Below are 22,898 nucleotides of genomic sequence, written 5' to 3'. Positions count from 1 at the left end.
TATAAAAAGTATGAGTTTTTTTGATGCATTTAATATTTCATTTTCATCATTACGGCATAATCGGCTGAGGACGATTTTAGCGATGCTGGGAATCGTGATTGGGATCGCTTCGGTTATTCTGATTATTTCCATTGCTAATGGAGCCACTTCATCGATTACTTCGGAGGTTTCTTCAATGGGATCCAACCTCTTGTCCATATCGCCCGGAAGCCAATCGGAAGGACCGGTCCAAGGTGGAGGAAATGTGCAAACTTTGACTTATGCCGATGCTCAATTTTTCAAAGATAATAATGACTTTTCCAATATTAACGCTGTTTCAGCTTCAGTCCAAACTAGCGCACAGGTAATTGGAAATGGGGAAAATATGAATACGACAGTCCAGGGCGTTTCGTCCGGTTATTTTGATATGCAATCTATCACTGTTAACTATGGAGAACTTTTTGGTGAAGAAGATGAAAACCTATATTCCAAGGTGGCCATTATCGGACCGGATGTTGTTACGGAGCTTTTTGGTGAAGGATCTGATCCAACCGGTCAAGTTATCCAAATAAAATCACAGCTTTTTAGGGTTGTGGGGGTTACCGTGGCCAAAGGAAGCAGTGGAATGTCCAATCCGGATGAGGCTGTTTACATTCCAGTGACCACCGCTATGAAAATTATTTTAGGGCAAGATTATGTTCAAATGGTTCAGATGTCAGTTTCAGATTCCAATTTAATCGATCAAACCACTTCAGAAATAAAACAAGCATTAATGGAAAGACATTTAATCACTGATGAGGACAATATTGATTTTAACATTACCAGCTCCAAAGAAATGCAGGAAAAATTAAGCAGTATAACAAGCACATTAACAGCGATGCTAGCCGGAATCGCCGGCATCTCACTGCTTGTGGGTGGGATTGGAGTGATGAATATTATGCTGGTAAGTGTTACGGAAAGAACCAAAGAAATCGGACTCCTAAAAGCTTTGGGCGCCAGAAAAAATGACATCTTGCTTCAATTTTTAATTGAAGCGGTAGTGTTGACTATCACCGGAGGATTTATCGGAATGGCGACCGGAGAAATTTTTTCCTATATCGCTTCTATTTTTATCAAAATTCCTTTTATCTTTCAGCTCTATCCCATTCTTTTGGCTGTCGGGGTATGTGTGGCGATCGGAGTTTTCTTCGGGCTTTATCCTTCACAGCGTGCGGCGAAACTGAATCCGATTGACGCGCTAAAATATGAATAGCTAATCAATAGTGGATAGCAGCCAAGCGCTAGTTGGCTTATAACTGAAAAAGTTATTCTTTTTTGTTTGACTGATTTTTCTTGTGATGATATAATATCAGCATAAACATTAAGTTTAATCCTCCTACGCTGAAGCTTCGGTAGCACGCCGCCAAAGGCTATGGCCGACGGAGCGCGGGACGAGCTAATTTTGAGTAAATTCTCTATGGCTTGCCATGAATAGGGTTCAGGGCTTACCACGGGGTTTATACCTTTAATTAAAATGGAAAAACAAACAATCACAAAACTGCATAAAAATTTTGAGGAGTGCGCGCATGAGAAAAAGGGTGTTGAGTTTTGGCTAGCTCGTGATTTGCAAGGATTGCTTGGATATGATGAATGGCGTAATTTTGAGAGTGTGGTTATGAGGGCAAAAATAGCTTGTGAAATGTCTCAACAGAGCGCTTCCGATCATTTTGTTGACGTCAACAAAATGATCAATATTGGTAAGGGTGGGCAAAGAGAAATTGCTGATATTGTATTGACTCGCTATGCTTGTTATCTCGTCGCACAAAATGGCGATCCAAAGAAAGAAGAAATTGCTTTCGCACAAACATATTTTGCGGTTCAAACACGGAAATTGGAAATAATTGAGCGGAGAATTTCGGAATCAGAAAGAGTGCAAGCTAGAAAGAAACTTTCGGAAACCGAAAAAGAACTGTCAATTGTTATTTTTGAGCAAACAGGGGATAATAGAAATTTTGCTTTTATTAGAAGTAATGGAGACAAGGCACTTTTTGGTAAAACAACACAGGAGATGAAGATAAGGTGGAATATCAAAAATAATAAACCACTAGCAGATTTTATGCCGACTATTCTTCTGAAGGCAAAAGATTTTGCGACGGAAATCACAATTTTTAATGCAAAAAATAAAAATATGCGGACAGAGGGAGATATTTCTAATGAACATATTACCAATAATAAGAGTGTTAGAAAAACTCTAGAGAGTCGCGGTATCGTGCCGGAAAATTTGCCACCAGAGGAGGATGTGAAAAAGCTAGAGCGAAAGTTGAAGTCGGAGGATAAAAAATTGCCCAAGGCAGTAAGGAAATTAGAGGAAAAATAGGTTTGCTGTAGTTTTCATCTTTTTCCACTTTTATTTGACTAATCCCCAAATTCCCGCTATTTTAGGGTTAGTTCGTTTTTGGTAAAATAATCCCTTTTGGGGATTTTTTGGTAGTTCGTTGACAATTTGAAATAACGTGACTAATTTTTCCGTTGTTTGTGATGGCGAATATATTTCCATTAACTTTTTAATTAAAAGGAGGATAGGAAGCTTATGCCGAAACCGAGAAATGAAAAGAAGGAAAAGGGAAAGCCAAAGAATTGCAAACAAAATAATTTCAATCCTCAATGGTGCGGCAGGTATGCTTTCTGCATAGGCTGTCAGAAAAATAACAATAAATCAGGATCAGTCATGAAGACGAAAGGAATACGAAGATGAAAAAAGATGAATTGCTGAATATGCTCCTAAAAAAATCTTTCCAATTCAGCGAAAAACCAATTTTCAAACTGGTTTCTGGTCAAATGAGTCAATTCTATATCAATTGCAAGCCGACAACTATGAACTCGCGCGGAATGATTCTTGTTGGCAAATTGGTTTTTGATGCAGTTTCTGATATTGAAAATCTGACTGGAATTGGCGGATTGACTTTTGGCGCAGATCCCATAGCTGTGGCGACCGCGTATACTTATGAGATTAATGGACGGTCTATTAAGGCGCTTTCGATCCGTAAAACACAAAAAGACCATGGTATCGTCAGGTGGGTTGAAGGCGGCGTAGAGTTGGGCGATATTGTTGTTATAATTGATGACGTCGCAACAACTGGTGGTTCCACTATCAAAGCCATCGAACGGGCGCGAGCCGATGGATTAGATGTTGCGGCGGTTGTTATTCTCGTCGATCGCCAGGAAGGTGGGATAGAGAATATTAAAAAGCATGTTCCTGATGTGCGAGTGATTATCACACGGGAAGAATTGTTTTCCGCTTATCAGGCAAAAAATAACAACATTGTTTCACTTGGTTCAGTTTCTTGACCTATCGCTAACAACAAAAACTTTACAACACCTAGCAATATCATCAAAAGGAGGACATATCGTGAAAATCACCATTGGAATTTTGCTACTCGTCATTCTCATCCAGTTTGTGCGCAGCAGGAAACGTGATAAAATTTCGAAAGAGAACGATAAGATCAACGCCGGGGTTATTAGTGACTTTAAGAAAATAGTTGAGAAACTTCTTCCGGCTAATCCCTGCATGACATTTTCGCCTAAAACTGAGTTGCACTGCATGAAGCCGTCGTCATATATTTATGCGGGATTGCCACTTTGCGCTGACTGCGCCGAAAAATTCATCGCGAATGGGGCTAATCCTCCGCCGACGAAGTTTGATTTTAAATGAGCACTTCTTTGCAAGTGTGCCCAGCGACCCCAGCCGAAGGGATGGATAAGTCGCTGGTTTTTTATTTCCCAAAATCTGCCTTTGAAATTATGTCTCAATTGTGCTAATGTATGGTTTATGGAAGAAAAAAATGACCGACAATTGATCGAGAATTTTTTGGCGGGGGATGACGCGTCTTTTGAGTTTTTGGTTATTCGCTATCTCAAAATGGTCTATAATTTTCTCTACCGCTTGACCGGAGGCGACGCACCGCTCACGGACGACCTGACTCAAGAAACTTTTCTCAAGGCTTGGAAAAACATCAAACAATTTGATCTTGAGAAGAGTTTCAAGACTTGGATTTTCACAATTGCTAAAAATAGTGCGCGAGACTATTGGAAAAAGAAAAAAACTTTGCCCTTCAAGCTGTTTGAAAATAGTGAAGGGTATAATCGACTAGATGAAGTGGCGGAAGACAAGCCTTTGCCGGATGAAATTTTGGCGAAAACACAATCAGCAGAAGAGTTAGAGAGAAAACTCAAGTTGCTGCCGAAAAAATATGAGACACTGCTTCTTCTGCGCTACAAAGACGATCTGAGCCTTTCGGAGATTGCTGATGTGCTTAATTTACCCTACAATACGGTCAAAAGTCGCCATCAAAGAGCGCTCAGTGCGCTGAAAGATATATTTTTGCACCCATAATCAATCTATCATCGTATAGCTACTGAGACATGCGCGTTTAAGGGCCTGCTTAGAGAGCCCTTCCGCCCCGGATTACCGGATTCTATGCGGAAAAACAGACTTTCTAAGCAGGCTCGAAGTTGTTCTATGTTTTTTCATTTTTTCATAGGACACTAAACGCGCAAGTCTCAAAACAACGCCAATATGGAAAAGAAACTAACTCAACTCTGCAAAAAAATCTGTGAAATGAACCCGCCAGTAAATCTTGCTGGCTTTGTTTTTTCCCGGATTAAAAAAGAAAAGACCAGAAGAGCTAAAAGACAGCTGGTGTTTTCTTATGTTGGATTGGGCAGTTCACTTCTTCTCGCGATGCTTGCGGGGATTTTTTTCGGACAGGCTTTTTTTCAGTCGGAATTTTGGGTGATGTTATCCTTGGCCTTTTCCGATGTCGCGGTCGTTTTAGCGAATTGGGATACGTTTCTACTCTCTCTTTTGGAAACCTTTCCGGTTGTGCATGCGATCATATTTTTGGTTCCGGTCTTTATCCTATTGATTTCCGCTAATTTTTATTTTACTAATAAAGCTTGTTGCAAGCATAAATTTTCTTATTAAACATATGGATACGAAAGAAGTAGTCAAATCAAAAAATTTCAAACTAGCCGCTAGCATCATCGGCATTGCGCTGATCGTTTTGGTCAGTTTTGCCGGCGGTGTTGCTGTGGGCTTGCATAAGGCAAGATTTTCCTACCAATGGGGTCAGAATTACGAACGGAACTTCATGGGCGCCGGATTTAGAAATGTTCCCGATTGTGATCATGGCTTAATCGGGGGTTGTGGCGGGATGATGGATATCCCTCGCAATGTTGAGGGGCGGGATTTTCGCAATGCACATGGACTGGCCGGCACAATCATTTCAATTTCGGGCAGTAATTTAATTGTGAAAGATCATGATAGTAAGGAGAATACGGTCACTGTGACAGACAAAACAATCATCAAAGATCGCAATTCCGACATCAAAATCACTGATCTTAGGGCCAATGAACAAATCGTTGTGATGGGAGCTCCTAATGACCAGGGTGCAGTTAATGCGGATCTGATTCGAGTTTTCTGGGATAATCTGGCTCCTGCTAATATTGATAGCCCAGCTTCTGCTGATAATACTAACAACAATTAATTACCATGAAAATGAAAAAAACCTACATCGCTATTATTGCCGTAATTTTAGTTGTTGGGGGCTACTATTGGTACAAAAAAACACATACGACCAGTACGGCGGTAACCTACAAAACAACTGCTGTTGAAAAAGGCACGCTGACCACTTCAATTTCCGGCAGTGGCAATGTTGTCGTCGATCAAAGCGTCAATATCGATCCAACGATTACCGGAACAGTTGCTAATCTCGCCGTCAATATCGGTGATCAGGTCAAAAAAGGGCAGACACTTTTTACGATTGTAAATGATCAACTTAGTATCAGCGTCTCGAGCGCCTATAATTCCTATCTTCAGGCGCAAAAATCTGTTGAATCCGCTAAGTCTTCTCAGAAACAGGCCAAGCAAGCTTATGACAAGAGAACTTCAGGAGACGTAAAAGAACGGATATTAAATAATGATCTTCAGGCAGCTAATGTATCGCTGGAAGCAGCCGAGCAGAATATTGGCGTTTCTCAAGCGAAATACAAGAGTGCGCTGTCTGATGCTGCGAAGCGAACTGTCGTTGCTCCTTCCGACGGAACAGTCAATGCGATTAATATTAAAAACGGAGACGATCTTTCTAAGCTTTCATCGGGGAGCTCAAGGAGTGTGCCGATGATTATTGGTGATCTAGGAACGATTAAGGCGCAAGTGCAAATCAATGAAGTGGATGTGCCAAACGTAGCGCTTGACCAAAAAGTAATGATGACTTTTAATGCCATTAATGGACTTAGTGTTTCGGGAAAAGTTGAAAAGATGGATTCATTGGGAACAATCACGCAAGGTGTGGTGACTTATAATGCAACACTTAGTTTTGATACGGTCGATGAGCGCATTAAGCCAGGCATGAGTGTTTCGGCTTCTATTATTACCGGCGTCAAACAAGATGTGCTGATTGTTCCTAACAGTGCAGTGAAAACGCAGGCGGGTGGTGGCGGAAATTATGTGGAAGTTTTGAATAATGGACAAACTAACCCGACGCAGACAAGTGTGAAGATTGGAGCGGTGAATAATACGGACACAGAAATTATGAGCGGACTGTCCGTAGGGGACAATGTGGTCACGCGGACAATTAACCCTGGCGCGACGACTAGTACATCGACCTCTGGATCTTCTGGCGCTGGCGGGGTGAGAATTCCTGGACTGGGTGGTGGAGGACGATAATTGAAACAAACATAATGATTGAATGTAAAAATTTAGTTAAAACTTATACTAATGGAGATATGCAGACTAACGCCCTAAGCGGCGTGTCTTTTCGAATTGAAAAAGGCGAGTTTGTTTCCATCATCGGTCCATCTGGCAGTGGTAAATCAACTCTGATGCACATTTTGGGTGCGTTGGATACGCCAACGACAGGGGAATATTTTTTGGATGGGCATGAAGTGTCTAAGCTGAACGACGATGAATTGTCGGATCTGCGACGGAATAAGATCGGGTTTGTTTTTCAATCGTTTAATTTGCTTCCAAGGACGACAGTTCTGCGTAATGTGATGTTGCCGATGCTGTATTCCGAAAAATCTCAGGCGGAGAGGGAAAAGAAGGCGCGTGAATGCTTGAGTTATGCTGGGATGGAAGAGGGGAAATTTTTCAATCTGTCTAATCAACTATCTGGCGGGCAGATGCAAAGAGTAGCGATTGCGAGGTCTCTCGTGAACGATCCGTCCATCATCTTAGCGGATGAACCAACAGGAAATTTGGACACAAAAACCAGCGCGACAGTGATGAAAGCATTCCAAGAATTGAACCAAAAGGGACATACAATCATTCTTATCACTCATGAGATGGATGTGGCGGATTGTGCCAATCGCATAATCCATATCCGCGATGGAGTCGTTGAGAAGGACGTGTTAAATATACCTAAGGATCATTTTTTACCGTAACCATATGCTAATCGATTTATTGAAAGAAACTGTCTGGTCGCTGGCTGGGAACAAGGTTCGCTCCGGACTGACGATTTTGGGTATCGTGATTGGAATCGCATCTGTCATCACAATGGTGGCGATTGGTCAAGGCTCGCAGGCCTCAATTCAAAGCCGGATCCAATCCATCGGTTCTAATTTGATTATTGTTTCTCCCGGGGCGCAACGGACCGCTGGAGTCAGCGCCGGTCAGGGAAGCGCCCAATCTTTGACACTGGATGATGCAAAAGCAATTGCGAGTGAGGTGCAAAGTGTTGTTGCGGTGGCGCCAGAAGACTCACATCGCTATCAAGTCACGGCTAAAAGCAATAATACTAATACGCAGATTACCGGAACCGTACCGGACTATACTACTGTTCGCAATGTGGCAATCGATTCCGGGACGTTTATCACCGATTATCAAGAGCAGACTTCTGCCAAGGTAGCCGTGCTTGGTCCTGGAACGCGAGACGATTTGTTTGGCGCAGACGTTGATCCGGTCGGCCAAACGATCCGGATTAAAAATATTGATTTTCAGGTGATTGGGCTCACGGTGTCAAAAGGCGGGACGGGGTTTAATAATGCCGATGATGCAGTCTATGTTCCACTTTCAACCGAGCAACATTATTTGTCCGGCAATACTTATGTGACTTCAATCAGTGTCTCGGCGCAGGATTCGACTATTTTGGCAACTGTTCAGAGCGATCTGACAGATTTGCTTTTGCAGCGACATGGAATAAGTGATCCGACTCAAGCGGATTTTAGTACGATTAACCAAGCGGATATTATTGCAACCGCGTCAAGCATCACCGGAACTTTCACGTTGCTTTTGGCGTCGATTGCCGGTATTTCACTTTTGGTCGGCGGGATCGGAATTATGAATATGATGCTCACTACCGTGACTGAACGGACGCGCGAAATTGGATTGCGCAAAGCTGTCGGCACCCGGAAACTTTACATTAATTTGCAATTTTTAGCGGAAGCGGTAGTGTTGACATTTCTTGGTGGGGCGACGGGCATTTTGCTCGGCTGGCTGGCGGCGCTCGCTGTGACAAAATTCGCCGGCCTTGAAACACAGGTTTCCGTTTCAACGATTCTTTTGGCATTTGGCGTCTCGGCCGGTGTGGGAATTATTTTCGGATTTTATCCTGCCCGCAGAGCTGCTAATCTAAGCCCAATAGAAGCATTGCGATATGAATAGCTAATAAATTTTCAAGTCTAAATTTTAAATTTGAAATCAAAATCAAATGACTAAAATTAAAAATTAAATAATTTAGATTTGAATTAAAATTTATAATTTTAAATTTAAAATTCGAAAAGCGTAATCAAATAATAATTTTAAAAAGTATGGACAAAAAAAAGCATATTATGACAATGGCAGGCGTGATTATTCTTGTCTCCGGCGGAATGTTTTATGGCGGAATGCTTTATGGAACGAGCAAGGCTACAAAGGGAACTGCTCAATTTGTCCAAGGTCAAAATAGGGGAATGAATAATGGTGCGGGTGCTCCCGGAGGGGCGAATGGAGGCGTGGCGGGCGGACAACGTGGACAAAGAACTCCTGGTGGAATGGCCAATGGCGCAGGGCCTGGTGGCGGTTTTTCCAACGGCCAGATCATTGCCAAAGACGATACGAGCATCACTATTAAAACTCGGGACGGCGGATCAAAGATCGTCTATTATTCCGGATCGACGACAATCGGAAAAACAACCCCTGGTTCGGCCTCTGATTTGAGTGTTGGCGAAGATGTGATGGTGAATGGAGCCAGCAGTCCCGATGGCAGTATTGCGGCTGAAAATATCCAAATCAGACCGACGCAGTCGGCTGGACAAGAGCTAGGACAAAATTAAAGTAGTTTAGGACTTACGCGTTTACCAAAAAGTTATTCTAAAAGCGACGTTTCCTCATTTTGGCTAGCTTTCTGCTGGTTTACTGGTAGTCTTTTGCGCAAAGAAAGATGCTCGTGCGAACAGCTCTTTGGCAAACGCGTAAGTCCTATAGCTAAAGAATCGGACGAAAAATTTTCAGTAGCGCGAGAGCAAGGTAATCGCTGGTTCGCATCTTGTATTTTTTCGGTTCAAATTTAGTCGCCTGTTTTTTCCACTTTTCAAAAACCTGCTCCAATTCTTGGAGTAGTTTTTTTTCGCGGAAAAAAACGCCCACTTCGGAATTGAGACCGAAGGAAAAGAGATCCATATTTTGGGATCCGATGAGGCCTTCTTCTTCGTCGATGATGAGTAGCTTAGAGTGGTTCATCGTCTTGGAAAGGTAGAATTTTATTCCCAAAGAATAAAGTTCATCTACATAGCGATAGTTGAGCGGATTCATAATCTGAGGATGATCAGTTGTTTTGGGAATTAGTATTTCTACTACGGCGCCACGCCTGACAGCATCATCTAAAAGAGAAATGAGCCAGCGCGGAGGCGTGAAATAGGGCGTGGCAATCTGGATCGAGCGACTAGCTTTTGAAATTTTTTCCACGTAATGTTTTTTGAGCGTGTAGATATTTCTGGTTGGCCAATGTTCCAAAAGCCAAAATTTCAATTTTCCGACCAGTTTTTTTTCGCGGTAGCCAAGAATCTTTTTATTTTTCCCACCAGCCATGACATAAGTATAGGCAAAAGACTTTAAAAGTTTTTTGACGATTCTGCCTCGCAGTTCCAACTGCAAGTCAGTCCAATTTTTATAGATTTTTCCGATATTCACTCCGCCGATAAAAGCGATTTTTTCGTCCACGATAAGAATTTTGCGGTGAATGTGACGGAGCCAGTGGCTGAAAAAGATAAATTCAATGCCGGACTTGGCGATCGTATTGGCAATTTCTATTTTTAGTTCTTTGCTGCCGTACGCATCTGCCACAATAATAACATGCACTCCTGCGCGTGCTTTGGATCTCAGCTTTCCGATAAAATCGTGACTTTTCTTGGTGTCATCGAGAAAAATATACATCTCGATGTAGATGGATTTTTGTGCACTGTTGATGGCGCGAATCATCGCATCCCAGGCTTTTAGTGAGGTCGTGTGCAAGTGGTAGTTCATTTTTTAAAAAAGATATTTTTTGGTTGGTTCTAGTTTAGCACATCTTAGGAGAAAAAAGAATGATAGCAGCTCGTTTACTAGATTCTTTATTTGTGTTAAAATATGATTATAGGTTTTGATAGATAAAATAAAAATATGGATAGCCATGACAAAGTCAGTTGGTTTTCTCTTTCGGCAGTGGAAAAAACGGCCTATCTTTTCTATCGGAAGGGAAGTGGGAAAGATGATCCGATCAGGGCCTCATGGAGCTTGGATGGAATAAATTTTTTCCCCTTAAAACAAAAAGTATCTTTTAAAAATAAGTTCCTCAATCTGGGCGGAAGATTTGACGTCAAAAAAGGTTTTAGGATATCAAAAATTGCTGATGGTTATTTCCTTTCTTATTGCCCAAAAAATGGGTCTGGGCAGACGGCAGGGGCAGTGTCGGTCGATGGTCTGAATTGGAAAAAGGTCGGACCGATCAATAAAGTCAAACAGTGTGGCGCAGTGGTCAATGCGGATGTGGCGGCAGAAAAATACCTGATGTTTTTTGGAGAGCGTTCTATTCGTATCGCCAGTTCGCCCGACGCAAAAAAATGGAGCATCAAGCGTTCCATTTTTTTGCGTGCTCGCGCGGGATATTTTGATAGCCAATCCGTTTCTGTCGCTGGCATGGTCAGGCTCAAAGAAGGATTGGTCTTGACCTATGTTGCGCTGAGTAAGTCTGGCAAGACGAGCTTGGGCGCTGTGCTTTTGGATAAAAATAATTATCGCAAGATATTGTGGCGTTCGAAAAAGCCGATTTGGAAACAGCCTGAGGATTGGAAGGGCGGAGAGATTGATTTTGTTGGTAGTTATTATAAAAACGGAAAATTTTTGGTTTATTGGGATTTTGCCGGAGAGTTGAAAGCCATTTCTATTACGCGATCTTTGCTTTTTCGAGACCCTGTGAGAGGAGCTTTAAAATTGAAGGATAATTTGCAAAAAAAAGTAGATTTCCAAGAAAAAATAAGCTTATGTAAACATGCAAATAATCCAATTTTAAAACCGATTGAAGAGCATGCTTGGGAATGTTGTGAGACCTTCAATCCTGCGGCTATTTTTCTAAACAGTAAGGTGCATCTGCTTTATCGCGCCTTAGGTGAGCGGGGAATTTCTGTTTTGGGTTATGCTTCAAGCAAGGACGGAATCACTATTGATGAGAGATTGAAAAAGCCGGTCTACGCGCCGATGCAGCCTTTTGAAAATGGCGGAACGAAAAAAAAGAATATAGTCTATCCCTATAGCTCTGGCGGAAGCTGGAGCGGTTGTGAAGATCCGCGGCTTTCTGTCATCGGAAAAAGGATCTATATGACTTATGTCACTTTCAACGGTTCTTGCCCGCCAGGTGTGGCTTTGACTTCGATCAAGGTCAAGGATTTTCTAGCCAAGAATTGGAATTGGAAAATTCCCAAATTGATTTCCAAGCCGGGTGAGATCCAGAAAAACTGGGTGGTTTTTCCGGAAAAAATTAAAGGCAAATTTGCAGTTCTCCATAGCATTTCACCGAACATCCTAATCGATTATTTTGATTCGCTCGATAAGAAAAAAATAACGATCACCAGCTATCACAACAACAAATCAGATGAAAAACGCTGGGATAATATTTTGCGCGGAGTGGGTGCGCCACCGATCAAGACGGATTATGGCTGGTTGGTTTTCTATCACGCGATGGATAAGCGCGACCCTAATCGCTATAAGGTTGGTGCGATGATTTTGGATTACAATAATCCGGAGAAAATTCTTCATCGCAGCGTTCAGCCGATCTTGGAGCCGGTAGAAAAATATGAAAATGAAGGTTCGAAAGCTGGTGTTGTCTACGTCTGCGGTTCGGTCATAAAGGATGGAAAAATTTTTGTCTATTATGGCGGGGCAGATAAATTCACTTGCGTAGCGACCACTTCGATGGATTCCTTCCTTTCCGCGCTCGTTAATTCTTCAAAAACCGCGCCTTTCATCCGATTGGCAGTGGCCTAACTTAATAAAAAATATGCTTATCATCAATCGTTCGTCGGAAAATCCAATTTTGATCGGAGAAAGTCGCAATCCTTGGGAGGCGGAGGGTGCGTTCAATGGCTGCCCGATAAAAAATAAAGATGGTGTTCATCTGTTTTACCGCGCGCAATCATCGCCCATCTTGCACAGCAATGTAGTTTTGGAAGTTTCTTCTGTCGGGTATGCTTCGAGCGAAGATGGGATGCACTTTAAAAAACATCGTCAATTCATCACTCCTGAATTTGATTGGGAGCGTTTTGGTTGTGAGGACCCGCGCGTGGTCAAATTGAACAATAAATACTATATTTTCTACACCGCGCTATCAACATTTCCTTTCGGCCCGGATGGTATCAGTGTTGGGTTGGCGATTAGTAAAAATCTGAAAAAAGTCGACGAAAAACATCATATCACACCTTTCAATGCTAAGGCGATGTCGCTTTTTCCCGCTAAAATAAAGGGAAAAATGGCGGCGCTACTCACCGCCAACACTGACCGTCCGCCATCCAAGATTGCTCTGGCAATTTTTGACAAAGAAGAAGATCTTTGGTCAGAGGAATATTGGAATGCGTGGTATTGTTCTCTCGATAACCATACCGTTCCTTTGCAACGCAATCCAGATGATCATGTCGAATTGGGCGCTCCACCGATTAAAACCAAAGATGGTTGGCTCTTGATCTATTCCTACATCAAAAATTATCTAAAAGAAAAAAAAGTGTTCGGGATCGAAGCGGTACTTCTGGATCTTGATGATCCGCGAAAAATTTTAGGACGGACAGAGGTGCCGATGATGGTGCCGGAAGAAGAATATGAGCTGTATGGCAAGGTGCCAAATATTGTTTTTCCTTCGGGCGCGCTGGTCAAAGGGAAGAAACTGCAGATCTATTATGGCGCGGCAGATTCGACTTGTTGCGTCGCTAGTTGTGAGCTATCTGAATTGATTGCGGAAATGTTGGGAAAAAGGGAAAACTACCATCTGCTGGAAAGATTTGAGGGCAATCCGATCTTGGAACCGATCAAAAAACACGCCTGGGAGAATAAGGCTGTTTTTAACCCAGCGGCAATCAGAGAAAACGGCATGACGCACATCCTGTACCGCGCAACTTCTGCTGATGATACATCGTCTATCGGTTATGCTTCAAGTGTTGATGGACTTCATATCGACAAGCGTTTGCCAAAACCCATCTACGCTCCAAAAGAGGCGTTTGAGAAAAAGATGCAGGGCGGAAATTCCGGATGTGAAGATCCGCGTGTGACCAAGATTGGCGACAAAATCTATATGTGCTATACGGCGGTGGATGCGAAAAGTCCTCCTCGTGTCGCCTTGACTTCGATCAGTCTGGCTGATTTTGTCGCTCAAAAATGGAATTGGTCAAAATCAAAACTGATCTCTCCGCCTGGTTATGATGATAAAGATGTCTGCATCTTACCGGAAAAAGTGCGGGGTAAATATGTCATTTTTCATCGCATCCAACCGTCGATCGATATTAATTTTTTTGATGATTTGGATTTTACGGATGGAAAGATATTGGAGCAAAATCCGATCCTTTTGCCGCGTAAGGGGATGTGGGATGACAAAAAGATCGGCATCAATACTGTCCCTTTGAAAACTAAGAAAGGCTGGCTTTTGCTCTATCATGGTGTGTCGGAAGAAAATAGTGTCTATCGGATCGGGGCGGCGCTACTAGATTTACATGAGCCGGAAAAAGTGCTTGCTAGGAGCAAATTTCCTATCCTGGAGCCGGAAATGGACTATGAAAAAGAGGGTGTGGTTCCAAATGTCGTTTTTCCTTGCGGAATGGTAGCGATAGGTGCTAGGCTGTTCGTCTACTATGGCGGGGCGGATAAGGTGGTTGGCGTGGCAACAATGAGTCTGAATAAGCTTTTGAAAAGTTTAGTTTGATGTGTTGAAATAAAAATTATGCAATTCAAAAACTACAATGTCTATTTTTTCTTTTTGGTCTTGGCCAGCATCTCTGTTCTGACCTATTTTGTCATTAAACCCTTTTTAGTTTCCTTTTTGATTGCAGCTATTCTTGCGCATCTATTTGCTCCGCTGTATAATTTTTTTCTCAAAAGATTAAAAAAGAAAGGCGCGAGCTCGTTTTTGACTTGCCTGCTCATTGCTCTCCTCATCGTTGTTCCGGTACTAGTCGTGCTTTCCTTGGTAGTGGATGAAATCCAAGTGACTCTGGATAATTTTAGCCTTGATCCCGATGGAGTTCAAAAAATGATCATAACCCTGGGGCAAAACCTGAAAGCCGTTCCTCTTTTGGAGCATTTTGACCTGGAAAAAAATGTCAATCAGGAATCGATCATGTTGGGAGTGAAGAGCCTTTCGCAAAATACCCTCTCCATCCTGCAAAGCACCTACAATGGAGTGGCGCACTTTGTTTTTGTGACTTTTGTGATGTTTTTTTCCTTGTTCTATCTTTTTATCGATGGAAAAAGTTTTGTGAAAAAAATGATGCAACTCAGTCCTTTGCGCGATAAGTATGAAAAAGTGTTGATTGAAAAATTCAATTCGATTACTCGCGCGACAATCAAAGGCACTACTATAATCGCTCTTATTCAAGGCTTTTTGGGTGGAATACTGTTTGCATTTACGGGCGTTCCTTCGCCTGTGCTTTTGGGGATTCTAATGACCGTTGCTTCGGTCGTGCCCTCGATCGGATCGGGGTTGGTTTGGCTTCCGGTGGGAATTTTGATGCTAGTTTTTGGCTATTTCACCCAAGGACTGATCATTCTTTTGATCGGCGGGCTGGTAATCAGTATGATTGACAATTTTATCCGGCCAAAGCTGGTAGGGCGTGATACACAGATGCATCCTTTGATGATTCTTTTTTCCACTCTGGGAGGGATTGCGCTTTTTGGCATTTCCGGTTTTATCGTCGGCCCGATCATAATGTCTCTATTTGTCGCTTTTTGGGATATTTATGCATTGGAATTTAAAGCGCAACTAAAAGAGTATAATTAAACTTGTTTTGAAAAAATAATCGTGGAAAGACCGAATAGGATTTTGGGCGAGCAAAGAATAGCAATGAAAAAAGCACCCATGAAAGGTGCTTTTGAAAATAGGCAAAAAAAAGAAGAAATCGATCTAGGAAGGAGGAAATTGCTTAAAATTGGCGCGGCCATTTTTGCTGCAAACGGCGCGTTGCTATATGTTAGTCAGCAAAAGGAGAGGGTTGAGAATACTGTCGGTTTTTTTAGAAAATTGCTAAAGTACTACCAAGCCAGAGTGGAAAAAATATCTGCCCAAAAAACTTCGGATATAGTTGAAAAAGAAAAGCATATTGATTATATCGAAATAAATGCTTCGGGAAATTCCGAAAAAGAAGTTCCAGAAGAAGACGCCGTCACGGTTCGCGACTTGGTCAATTTTGATTCTCACAATCCGATAAAATTAGGACCGCTGGAAATTGAGAGAATACAGAAAAATTGGGAAAAACGCTACTATGAAGGAGATAAAAAAAGAGATTTGGATGAGGCGCTTTTCAATATGAAAAACTGGGAAGGTCCGGCAAAAGAGGTTTTTATGGCCGAGGGTGAAGCTTATTGCCGACGCGAAAAAATCAGCGGGGTGGAAAAAACTAAATTTCTGATCGAATTTGGGAATTATTTTTATCTTTCAATCCCGGAGTCCTATTGGAGATTGACGGATAGATCTTGCGCTAACGCTGCTGGACCGTTTCAATTTATGGAAAAGACTGCTCGGGAATACGGTCTAAAATTAGACGAAGGCGAGGAGAAAAATTTTGATGAAAGGCGTGATCCTGAAAAAAGTGCTAATGCGGCGGCGCGATTTTTGCTTAGGCTCTACAATAAAATGGATCATAATTGGGACTTAGCGCTTTCTAACTACAATGGCGGTTTTGCTGGAAAATTTAAAGAAGAAAAGTTCAGCGATCAAAAATTAAATTATCCAAATTTTTTGGAATATTTAAGACGAAAAATAGAGGGGTTAAAAAAAGAGCTTTCCTCTGCGATCACGCTGACGCACGAAGTAATAAAAAATAAGGAATCTTTGGAGACAATCGCTAAGCAGTATGGCTTGGAGGAAAAAACCTTGGCCTCGATGAATAAATTGGCAGTGGGGGATAAGATTAAAGTGGGGGATAAAATTATCATTCCTCCGACACAAGAAAATCGGCGAAAAAATTTCTATTATCACGTCGATGGTTTTTCCCAAAACATCAACTATCCCGCCAAACTTTATGCCGTTTTGGCAGTTATTAAAAAAAGAGAAAAGGAAACTGGAAAATCTTTGTTAAATCAGGAGCCTAAATTACCTCGCCCCTGGAAAGAAGTGGCGGTTGTTCAGGAAAAGCCATTCATAAAATACACAACTAAAAAAGGTGATGTTCTCTCTGGCTTGGTAAAAATGTATGGATCAGACGTGGCAACGCAAATTCGCCAGAAAAAAGGCTTCAATAAAAAAGGTGAACTTATGCCAAAAGTTGAGCTAATTGTGCGTAATCCAAAGCCACAATTGACACTAGCAACTTTGGCGCCTGCAGGAACGCTTAATGTTCTCAGAAAACTCAATCCCGCAATTATTGATCCGGAAAAACCCTTACCGGATGGAATTATGATTCGCAGTCATGTTGATCTAAAAAAGAGTGCGCTACCGGGGAAATAGAGAAGTTATTCAATCCTGCGAGCTAAATTGTATCCGGCCCAAATGCCCAAAATGCCACCAAGTGTGCTAGTGAGGACTGAGGTCATAGAAAAAGCGCTGTCGCCCCAAAGTACGGGCAGATAGCCACCGAGCATCGAGCCAAAAAACATACCAAGCAGGATTAAAAATCTGGTCATAGATACTTTAGTAATTATTAACCATTCTAGCACAGATCAAGGAAAAAGTTGATTTTTTTAGCGTTTCTTGCATCGGAAAGTATTTTTCAAATCTAGCGATTTCGTGCCAAAACAATCCTGCCATGATATACTTAGTGCAATGATTCGCGTCGCGATAGCTAGAAGTAATAATTTTTATTAAATTAAAAAAATGCCAAAAAAACAAAAACAACACACATCGAAATTTCCTCTTTATTTGTTGGCTGGTTATGGATTGCTTTTTACGATTTTAGCCTTCAATCCAATCGATCGGGCGACGTGGTTTGTGGAAAATTTGACGGTTTGGATCGTGTTGGCGGTCATGCTGGTTTTTTATTGGCAAAAAATTCGCTTTTCCAATCTGGCCTATGCCATGATGGCAATTTTTATCTATCTGCACACGATCGGTGGCCATTGGACATTTGCGCTCGTGCCTTTTGATTGGGTGACTAGCCTTTTCGGCTTTACCCGCAATCATTATGATCGGATTGCTCATTTTTCTGTCGGTTTGTATGCCTTTCCCATCGCGGAAAAGTTGCTGGGAGAAAAATTGGTCAAAAATAATTTTTTGCTGTTTACCTATCCAGTGTTTGCCATTGCCACAATCGCGATGAGCTATGAATTGGTCGAGTGGGTTTATGCAGCGCTGGCTAACCCTGAAGCGGGCATAGCTTATCTGGGAAGTCAAGGAGACATTTGGGACGCGCAAAAAGATATGCTCGCTGACACGCTCGGCGCGCTTTTTGCTGTAGCACTTTTCTTTATTATGCGAAAGCCGCGAGTGTTGCGTAATGGTAAAATTCAATAAATTTTTGAAAGTTGACTTAGTGAGGTTTAAGTTGATATTTTAGCGGAAAATAAAAAGACAATTGAGCTACTTGCTATTTCCTATTGGTGTGCTAGCTTAGAGGCAAGGAGAGTTTATTGAAATCCAAATCCGATTTTGTGAGGAGGCGGATTTTTTAGTTGTTTAACAATAAAAAAGAAAGGAAATTAAAGAATGTCACCACGAAAAAAGAAAGCGGTCATTCTTGACACCAACGTCATTCTCCACGACAGTGCCTGCATTTATCATTTCGGAGAAAACAATGTAATCATCCCGATCACAGTTCTTGAAGAACTTGATCAATTCAAAAAAGGTAGTGAAATCATCAATTATCATGCCCGAGAATTTGTCCGTACGCTTGATTTGTTATGTGGCGAACATCTGTTTAACGGCGGGGTGCCGATCGGACCGGGCTTGGGAAAAATCAGCGTCAAACTAGAAAGGAAATTTCACGATGATCTGGCTCTGAGTTTTTCGGAATCCAAACCCGACCATCATATCCTCAACATCGCCTACTGCTTCGCCAAAGAGAATCCATCCCTTCAGGTCATTCTGGTCACTAAGGACGTCAACTTGCGCATCAAGGCAAAATCCGTTGGTCTGGTGGCTCAGGATTACAAGAGCGACCAGATAAAGGACATTTCGACACTTTACACCGGAAAACGCTTTGTCGAAGGTATTCCGGGAGGCGTACTTGGAAAGTTGCGCGAACCACCTTTTGAGCTGAATCCGTCTGAGCTGTCTTTGGAAATAGAGCCCGTGGCCAACGAATATTTTGTCCTCAGAAATGGCAGCAACTCTGCTCTGGCTGTTTATGACGCCTTTAGTCAGAAATTTCGTTGGATCGATAAAAAGCTCGCTTACGGCATCAATCCACGCAATGCGGAGCAAACCTTTGCCCTGGATGCCCTGACTAACGATAACATTAAACTGGTGACGCTCAGCGGAAAAGCCGGCACCGGGAAAACCCTCCTGGCATTGGCTGCGGCTCTGCAACGTAAAAAGAATTACCGCCAGATTTTTCTGGCAAGGCCGATCGTGCCACTTAGTAATAAAGACATCGGCTATCTCCCTGGGGATATTCAGTCCAAGCTGGATCCCTATATGCAACCTTTGTTTGACAATTTAAGTGTTATCAAATCCCATTTCGGCAAAAACGAATCATCGCGGGAGGATATCAATAAATTACTGACCGAAAATAAATTGCTCATATCACCCCTGGCGTACATTCGTGGACGTAGTCTGGTGAACATCTACTTTATCGTTGACGAGGCCCAGAATCTGACGCCTCACGAAGTCAAAACTATTATCACCCGTGCGGGTGAGAATACGAAGGTGGTATTCACAGGCGATATTTTCCAGATCGATCATCCCTATCTGGATACCCAGTCTAACGGACTCAGCTACCTAATTGAAAAAATGCGTGGGCAAAAACTCTACGCCCACATCAATCTAGAAAAAGGTGAACGCTCGGAATTGTCCGAGCTAGCCAGTAATCTCTTGTAGTTAACGGTGGGGAACTTTTTCAAGTTCCTCACCTTTTTTGTTTTAGATTTAATTATTCAACTCAAACCCATACGAATTCCCAAAATGTATGAAGCCTTGGAAATCTAGAATCGTTTTTTCAATTGCGCAGTCTGTGAAATGTGTGCCAGCGATGGTTGCACCTGTGAAATCAGCTTTTTTGAGGAGGCATTTTTCAAATCCGGCTTTTTCCAATTTGGCGTTTTTGAAACTCACTCCCGTGAGATCACAAAGAAAAAAGACACTGCCGGACAAATCAGCTTCTTCGAATTTGCAAGAGGCGAGAGCGAATTTTTTGGCGAGGGAATTGCTTGCTCCAGGGCGTTTTTCAAAGACGCAATTTTGCATGATCGCGCCCGAGAAATCACAATCAGTGAATTTGACAGCCAAAAAGTTTAGGTTACTCAATTTGCTTTCCGGAAAAGCGCACCGAGAAAAACCGGTACTTTCGCAGTTGATCGAAGATAAGTCGCAAGCATTGAAAGTGCAACCGCCAAAGGTGGTGAACTTGAGATTGATTCCCGGAAAGGAACAAGCCGAAAACTGACAATCAGAAAAATGCTCCCCGCGCACTTCATTTTCCGTAAAAATTTTATGTTTATAATGCATAAATTTTAGGTAACATATCAATTATATCATTACACAAAACCAGCCCGATTGGAAGATGGTTTTAGAAAATAAAAAAACCGCCAGCGTATCGAGTACGTTGGCGGGGTCTAAATCTAGTGGTTTGTTTTTTCTAGTCCAATTCATCTTTAGCTGGTTCTTCTTCCCAGCTTCCAGAGAATCGACTAGACTTTTGGGTGATTATTGGCAATCCGCAATTCTTGCATTCCCAGGTGCAACGGATACCTTTCTCGTCACACAAAACCCACTTAAAAAAATTATTAGGGACGCGAGGATCAAAATATAAATAAGAAATCCAACCCTCGGCTTGGAAATCATTAGCAATGCTATTAATTCTTGCGCTGATGATTTCCCCATCCTTTATACAGTATGTCTCTAGGTACATTTAATCCTCCTTTTTTGGTTGGGGATTATTCAATACCCCATTGTCCTATAAATTTGGCACGGATTTCAGGCGGAAGTTTTTTCGCATGGGGTAGATATTTGACATAAAATATGTCGTACCCATGCGCATCACTTCTGATGAAGCGCTGATCATCCATTACCTCATGCATGTAAGTCTTGATAGTCTTTTTTTCTGAATCAATTATGACTGTTTGGCCAAGCATTTTGCCATAATGGTCATAATCAATTGCGTTGACACTGATCTTTTTGCCATTTTTCGAGACCGAAATCAGACAATTAGCTTTTGGAAGCTTCATGCCATAACTCTCACTCCAAAAATCACTGTCCTGATGAACTGTTTTTCTCCATGTTTCCTCGGCGAAAGCAAAGGAAGCGACGATGATTAGGGAAAAAACGGCCAATACGCATGCGGTTACAATTCTTTTCATGATGAGCTCCTTTTTTAAATGTGCTGTTTGGTTGAAATTATTTCCAGCGGTTATTGTCCGATTTTTCTGTAATTTTAGATTATACACCCAAATAGCCATTTTGTCAATCGCACCAAACAAAAAAGGCTTAAAAAAGCCTGATTTACTGAATGTTGGGAGTTGAGGATAAGACCCGCAACCAGTTTAGTTTAACATATGATTGGATTTTGGAGAATAAAGGACTTGTTGAGGGGAAAATTGAAAGAATAAAGGTGTTGGTTGGGAAATTAAAAAGCCCATCTCATTAGTTATGAATGAGAGGGCTTTTCCCTAGTCGGCTTCTTAGGCCGAGCTAGGATGTCTTCGAGATCAGTAAGGTGCTGTCGGAGGTGGGATTATTTTCCAGGCTCGGATGCGCCGGAGGCCTTTCCTTTAAATGGAAATCCCTTTTCGGTGGTGGCGGGCTGAGAGGCGCCGGAAAGTTCTGTATTAAGAGAACTGGTGCCATCGGATGGGGGAGCTGCCTTAGCGAGGCGAAAAATATCCTTGAGCTGATCGATTGTATCCGTGGCCGGGGTTTCCCCGTTGGACAGGGTCAGAATATTTTTGGCGCCGTTGATCATTTTCATGCACTGGGCGTTTTTGTCGGTGGCCATTTTGACTTCCCGTTCCGCCTGAGATAGATTTCGTCCCAATTTACCGGCTCTTTCTTCTGAATTAGCGAGGTCTTCCATGAGGCATTTTATGGTCTCCCGGAACTCGCCCTCTTTTGCTTTTGTGGCTTCCGTTACCTCGTTAATTTTTGCCGTGAGATGCTGGACAGCTTCGGCGAGATGTTCCACCTCGACCTTTTTCCCGGCGACCTTGGCATCTGCGATGATATTTCCGGCTGTTTTGGGTGTTGTCTTAAGAAAACTCTCAAACAGGCCACCCAACATTGCGCCTTCGCGCATTCCGCCGAGTAATTCATCGCTTTCAAGCAGTTCTTTTAAAAAATTGGGCATTCTTTCGTCCATTCCTCTTTCTCCTTTTGCATTGAAGTTTTATTTTGCCAAAAATGGCGAATGGTCGTCCACTAAAATAAGACGAGCAGTTTGAGTATTAAAATCCGCTAGCTAGCGGAAACGCTCAAAATGCTCATCTCATTTTCCCGATGTTTTAAAGAGCTAACAGACCATATTTGCACATTCTTTTTTGTTTGTCAACCCCAAAAATACTTCATCAGCTTCGAAAGTTAGTAAATATAGTAATAATGCTTTAAATAAAGCAAAATATATTATGGCAGGATTTAAGGATGATTTTAGCAACCAGTTGAAATTTTTAGCTTATATGAAACAAAAAATAGCACTTTTAGATGCTATTTTTTGGAATTTGTTGGGGAGGAAGGATTCGGACCTTCGCATGCCCCGCCGCGGCGGGGTGCCTTATCCTTTTCATATTGTACACAAGGTTGGGGAGGAAGGATTCGGACCTTCGCATGGGGGCTTCAAAGGCCCCTGCCTTACCACTTGGCTACTCCCCAACTTTGAGTGCAATTTATTTAATTTTCAAATTTTATATTTAGCTTTCTTTCTAGATCTCCCTTCAGTGATTTTAGATATTTTTCCCTTTGCATTGCTTCGGTTCTGCTCAGATATTCTTCTTTATAAACTACAGTAAATGGTCTTCTGTTTTTTGTAGCAGTGACTTTTCCGCTATTATGTCTCAATAGTCTATTTTCTAGATTATTAGTTTGACCAATATAGAGCCTAGTATCTTTAATACTTTTAAGAATATAAACAAAAAAGGTCATATTTTTTTGTAT

24 protein-coding genes and 1 tRNA gene are annotated in these 22,898 nt (G+C 42.0%); 17 read left to right on the top strand and 8 right to left on the bottom strand.

The features are described from left to right. The first annotated feature begins 10 nt into the window (after nt 1-10). From WC848_04120 to WC848_04070, 11 genes are all read left to right on the top strand, one after another. Nucleotides 11-1,231 (top strand): ABC transporter permease, encoded by a 1,221-nt coding sequence (locus tag WC848_04120; GenBank protein ID MFA5961840.1) that lies wholly within the window; start codon nt 11-13, stop codon nt 1,229-1,231. Between the two features lie 261 nt (nt 1,232-1,492). Continuing rightward, the gene (dinD, locus tag WC848_04115) at nt 1,493-2,335 is read left to right on the top strand and encodes a DNA damage-inducible protein D (protein MFA5961839.1); all 843 of its coding nucleotides are present in this window, start codon (nt 1,493-1,495) and stop codon (nt 2,333-2,335) included. 374 nt (nt 2,336-2,709) lie between these two features. Further along, complete coding sequence (pyrE, locus tag WC848_04110; GenBank protein MFA5961838.1) at nt 2,710-3,306, top strand: orotate phosphoribosyltransferase; 597 nt, start codon at nt 2,710-2,712, stop codon at nt 3,304-3,306. A gap of 61 nt (nt 3,307-3,367) precedes the next feature. Further along, nucleotides 3,368-3,670 carry a hypothetical protein gene (locus tag WC848_04105; GenBank protein ID MFA5961837.1) on the top strand — a complete coding sequence of 101 codons (303 nt, stop codon included), beginning with the start codon at nt 3,368-3,370 and terminating at the stop codon, nt 3,668-3,670. A gap of 117 nt (nt 3,671-3,787) precedes the next feature. After that, nucleotides 3,788-4,351: an RNA polymerase sigma factor gene (locus WC848_04100; GenBank protein MFA5961836.1), complete on the top strand. Its 564-nt coding sequence runs from the start codon at nt 3,788-3,790 to the stop codon at nt 4,349-4,351. 183 nt (nt 4,352-4,534) lie between these two features. After that, on the top strand, nt 4,535-4,942 hold the full coding sequence (locus WC848_04095; protein MFA5961835.1) for a hypothetical protein: 408 nt from the start codon (nt 4,535-4,537) through the stop codon (nt 4,940-4,942). A gap of 4 nt (nt 4,943-4,946) precedes the next feature. Continuing rightward, nucleotides 4,947-5,504, top strand: coding sequence for a hypothetical protein (locus WC848_04090; protein MFA5961834.1), 558 nt, complete (start codon nt 4,947-4,949; stop codon nt 5,502-5,504). A gap of 5 nt (nt 5,505-5,509) precedes the next feature. Beyond that, a complete protein-coding gene (locus WC848_04085) occupies nt 5,510-6,685 on the top strand; it encodes an efflux RND transporter periplasmic adaptor subunit (GenBank protein MFA5961833.1) in 1,176 nt (391 codons plus the stop codon). 14 nt (nt 6,686-6,699) lie between these two features. Continuing rightward, nucleotides 6,700-7,401, top strand: a complete 702-nt coding sequence (locus tag WC848_04080) for an ABC transporter ATP-binding protein (protein MFA5961832.1) — start codon at nt 6,700-6,702, stop codon at nt 7,399-7,401. Between the two features lie 4 nt (nt 7,402-7,405). Next, on the top strand, nt 7,406-8,620 hold the full coding sequence (locus WC848_04075) for an ABC transporter permease (protein ID MFA5961831.1): 1,215 nt from the start codon (nt 7,406-7,408) through the stop codon (nt 8,618-8,620). 146 nt (nt 8,621-8,766) lie between these two features. Further along, complete coding sequence (locus tag WC848_04070; protein MFA5961830.1) at nt 8,767-9,270, top strand: hypothetical protein; 504 nt, start codon at nt 8,767-8,769, stop codon at nt 9,268-9,270. A gap of 151 nt (nt 9,271-9,421) precedes the next feature. Here the strand turns inward: WC848_04070 and WC848_04065 are convergent, their stop codons facing one another. Further along, the gene (locus tag WC848_04065; protein ID MFA5961829.1) at nt 9,422-10,459 is read right to left on the bottom strand and encodes a phosphatidylserine/phosphatidylglycerophosphate/cardiolipin synthase family protein; all 1,038 of its coding nucleotides are present in this window, start codon (nt 10,457-10,459) and stop codon (nt 9,422-9,424) included. Between the two features lie 135 nt (nt 10,460-10,594). Here WC848_04065 and WC848_04060 point away from each other — a divergent pair, with 135 nt between their 5' ends. From WC848_04060 to WC848_04045, 4 genes are all read left to right on the top strand, one after another. Then, nucleotides 10,595-12,454: a hypothetical protein gene (locus WC848_04060; GenBank protein ID MFA5961828.1), complete on the top strand. Its 1,860-nt coding sequence runs from the start codon at nt 10,595-10,597 to the stop codon at nt 12,452-12,454. Nucleotides 12,455-12,467: 13 nt separating this feature from the next. Further along, on the top strand, nt 12,468-14,372 hold the full coding sequence (locus WC848_04055; GenBank protein ID MFA5961827.1) for a hypothetical protein: 1,905 nt from the start codon (nt 12,468-12,470) through the stop codon (nt 14,370-14,372). 18 nt (nt 14,373-14,390) lie between these two features. After that, complete coding sequence (locus WC848_04050) at nt 14,391-15,446, top strand: AI-2E family transporter (GenBank protein MFA5961826.1); 1,056 nt, start codon at nt 14,391-14,393, stop codon at nt 15,444-15,446. Between the two features lie 63 nt (nt 15,447-15,509). Beyond that, on the top strand, nt 15,510-17,111 hold the full coding sequence (locus WC848_04045) for a transglycosylase SLT domain-containing protein (protein ID MFA5961825.1): 1,602 nt from the start codon (nt 15,510-15,512) through the stop codon (nt 17,109-17,111). A 5-nt stretch (nt 17,112-17,116) separates the two neighbouring features. Here the strand turns inward: WC848_04045 and WC848_04040 are convergent, their stop codons facing one another. Beyond that, a complete protein-coding gene (locus WC848_04040; protein ID MFA5961824.1) occupies nt 17,117-17,287 on the bottom strand; it encodes a hypothetical protein in 171 nt (56 codons plus the stop codon). Nucleotides 17,288-17,477: 190 nt separating this feature from the next. Between WC848_04040 and WC848_04035 the strand changes: the two genes are divergently transcribed. Both WC848_04035 and WC848_04030 read left to right on the top strand, forming a co-directional pair. Continuing rightward, entirely contained in the window at nt 17,478-18,113 is a 636-nt protein-coding gene (locus tag WC848_04035; GenBank protein MFA5961823.1) for a DUF2238 domain-containing protein, read from the top strand. 192 nt (nt 18,114-18,305) lie between these two features. Continuing rightward, complete coding sequence (locus WC848_04030) at nt 18,306-19,637, top strand: PhoH family protein (protein MFA5961822.1); 1,332 nt, start codon at nt 18,306-18,308, stop codon at nt 19,635-19,637. A gap of 48 nt (nt 19,638-19,685) precedes the next feature. Here the strand turns inward: WC848_04030 and WC848_04025 are convergent, their stop codons facing one another. The 6 genes from WC848_04025 to WC848_04000 form a co-directional block, all read right to left on the bottom strand. Continuing rightward, a complete protein-coding gene (locus WC848_04025) occupies nt 19,686-20,264 on the bottom strand; it encodes a pentapeptide repeat-containing protein (GenBank protein MFA5961821.1) in 579 nt (192 codons plus the stop codon). A 130-nt stretch (nt 20,265-20,394) separates the two neighbouring features. Further along, nucleotides 20,395-20,667, bottom strand: coding sequence for a hypothetical protein (locus WC848_04020; GenBank protein ID MFA5961820.1), 273 nt, complete (start codon nt 20,665-20,667; stop codon nt 20,395-20,397). Nucleotides 20,668-20,692: 25 nt separating this feature from the next. Further along, a complete protein-coding gene (locus WC848_04015) occupies nt 20,693-21,115 on the bottom strand; it encodes a hypothetical protein (GenBank protein MFA5961819.1) in 423 nt (140 codons plus the stop codon). Between the two features lie 374 nt (nt 21,116-21,489). Continuing rightward, nucleotides 21,490-22,098 carry a hypothetical protein gene (locus WC848_04010; GenBank protein MFA5961818.1) on the bottom strand — a complete coding sequence of 203 codons (609 nt, stop codon included), beginning with the start codon at nt 22,096-22,098 and terminating at the stop codon, nt 21,490-21,492. A gap of 446 nt (nt 22,099-22,544) precedes the next feature. Then, nucleotides 22,545-22,616: transfer RNA gene (locus WC848_04005), tRNA-Gln, on the bottom strand. An 18-nt stretch (nt 22,617-22,634) separates the two neighbouring features. Further along, nucleotides 22,635-22,886 carry a GIY-YIG nuclease family protein gene (locus WC848_04000; GenBank protein ID MFA5961817.1) on the bottom strand — a complete coding sequence of 84 codons (252 nt, stop codon included), beginning with the start codon at nt 22,884-22,886 and terminating at the stop codon, nt 22,635-22,637. Nucleotides 22,887-22,898: the final 12 nt, after the last annotated feature.

The organism is Parcubacteria group bacterium, assembly GCA_041659505.1.
GTDB lineage: Bacteria > Patescibacteriota > Minisyncoccia > Moranbacterales > UBA2206 > UBA9630.
The sequence above is the reverse complement of the archived record's forward strand: the minus strand, read 5'-3'. Positions and strand labels throughout refer to the sequence as shown.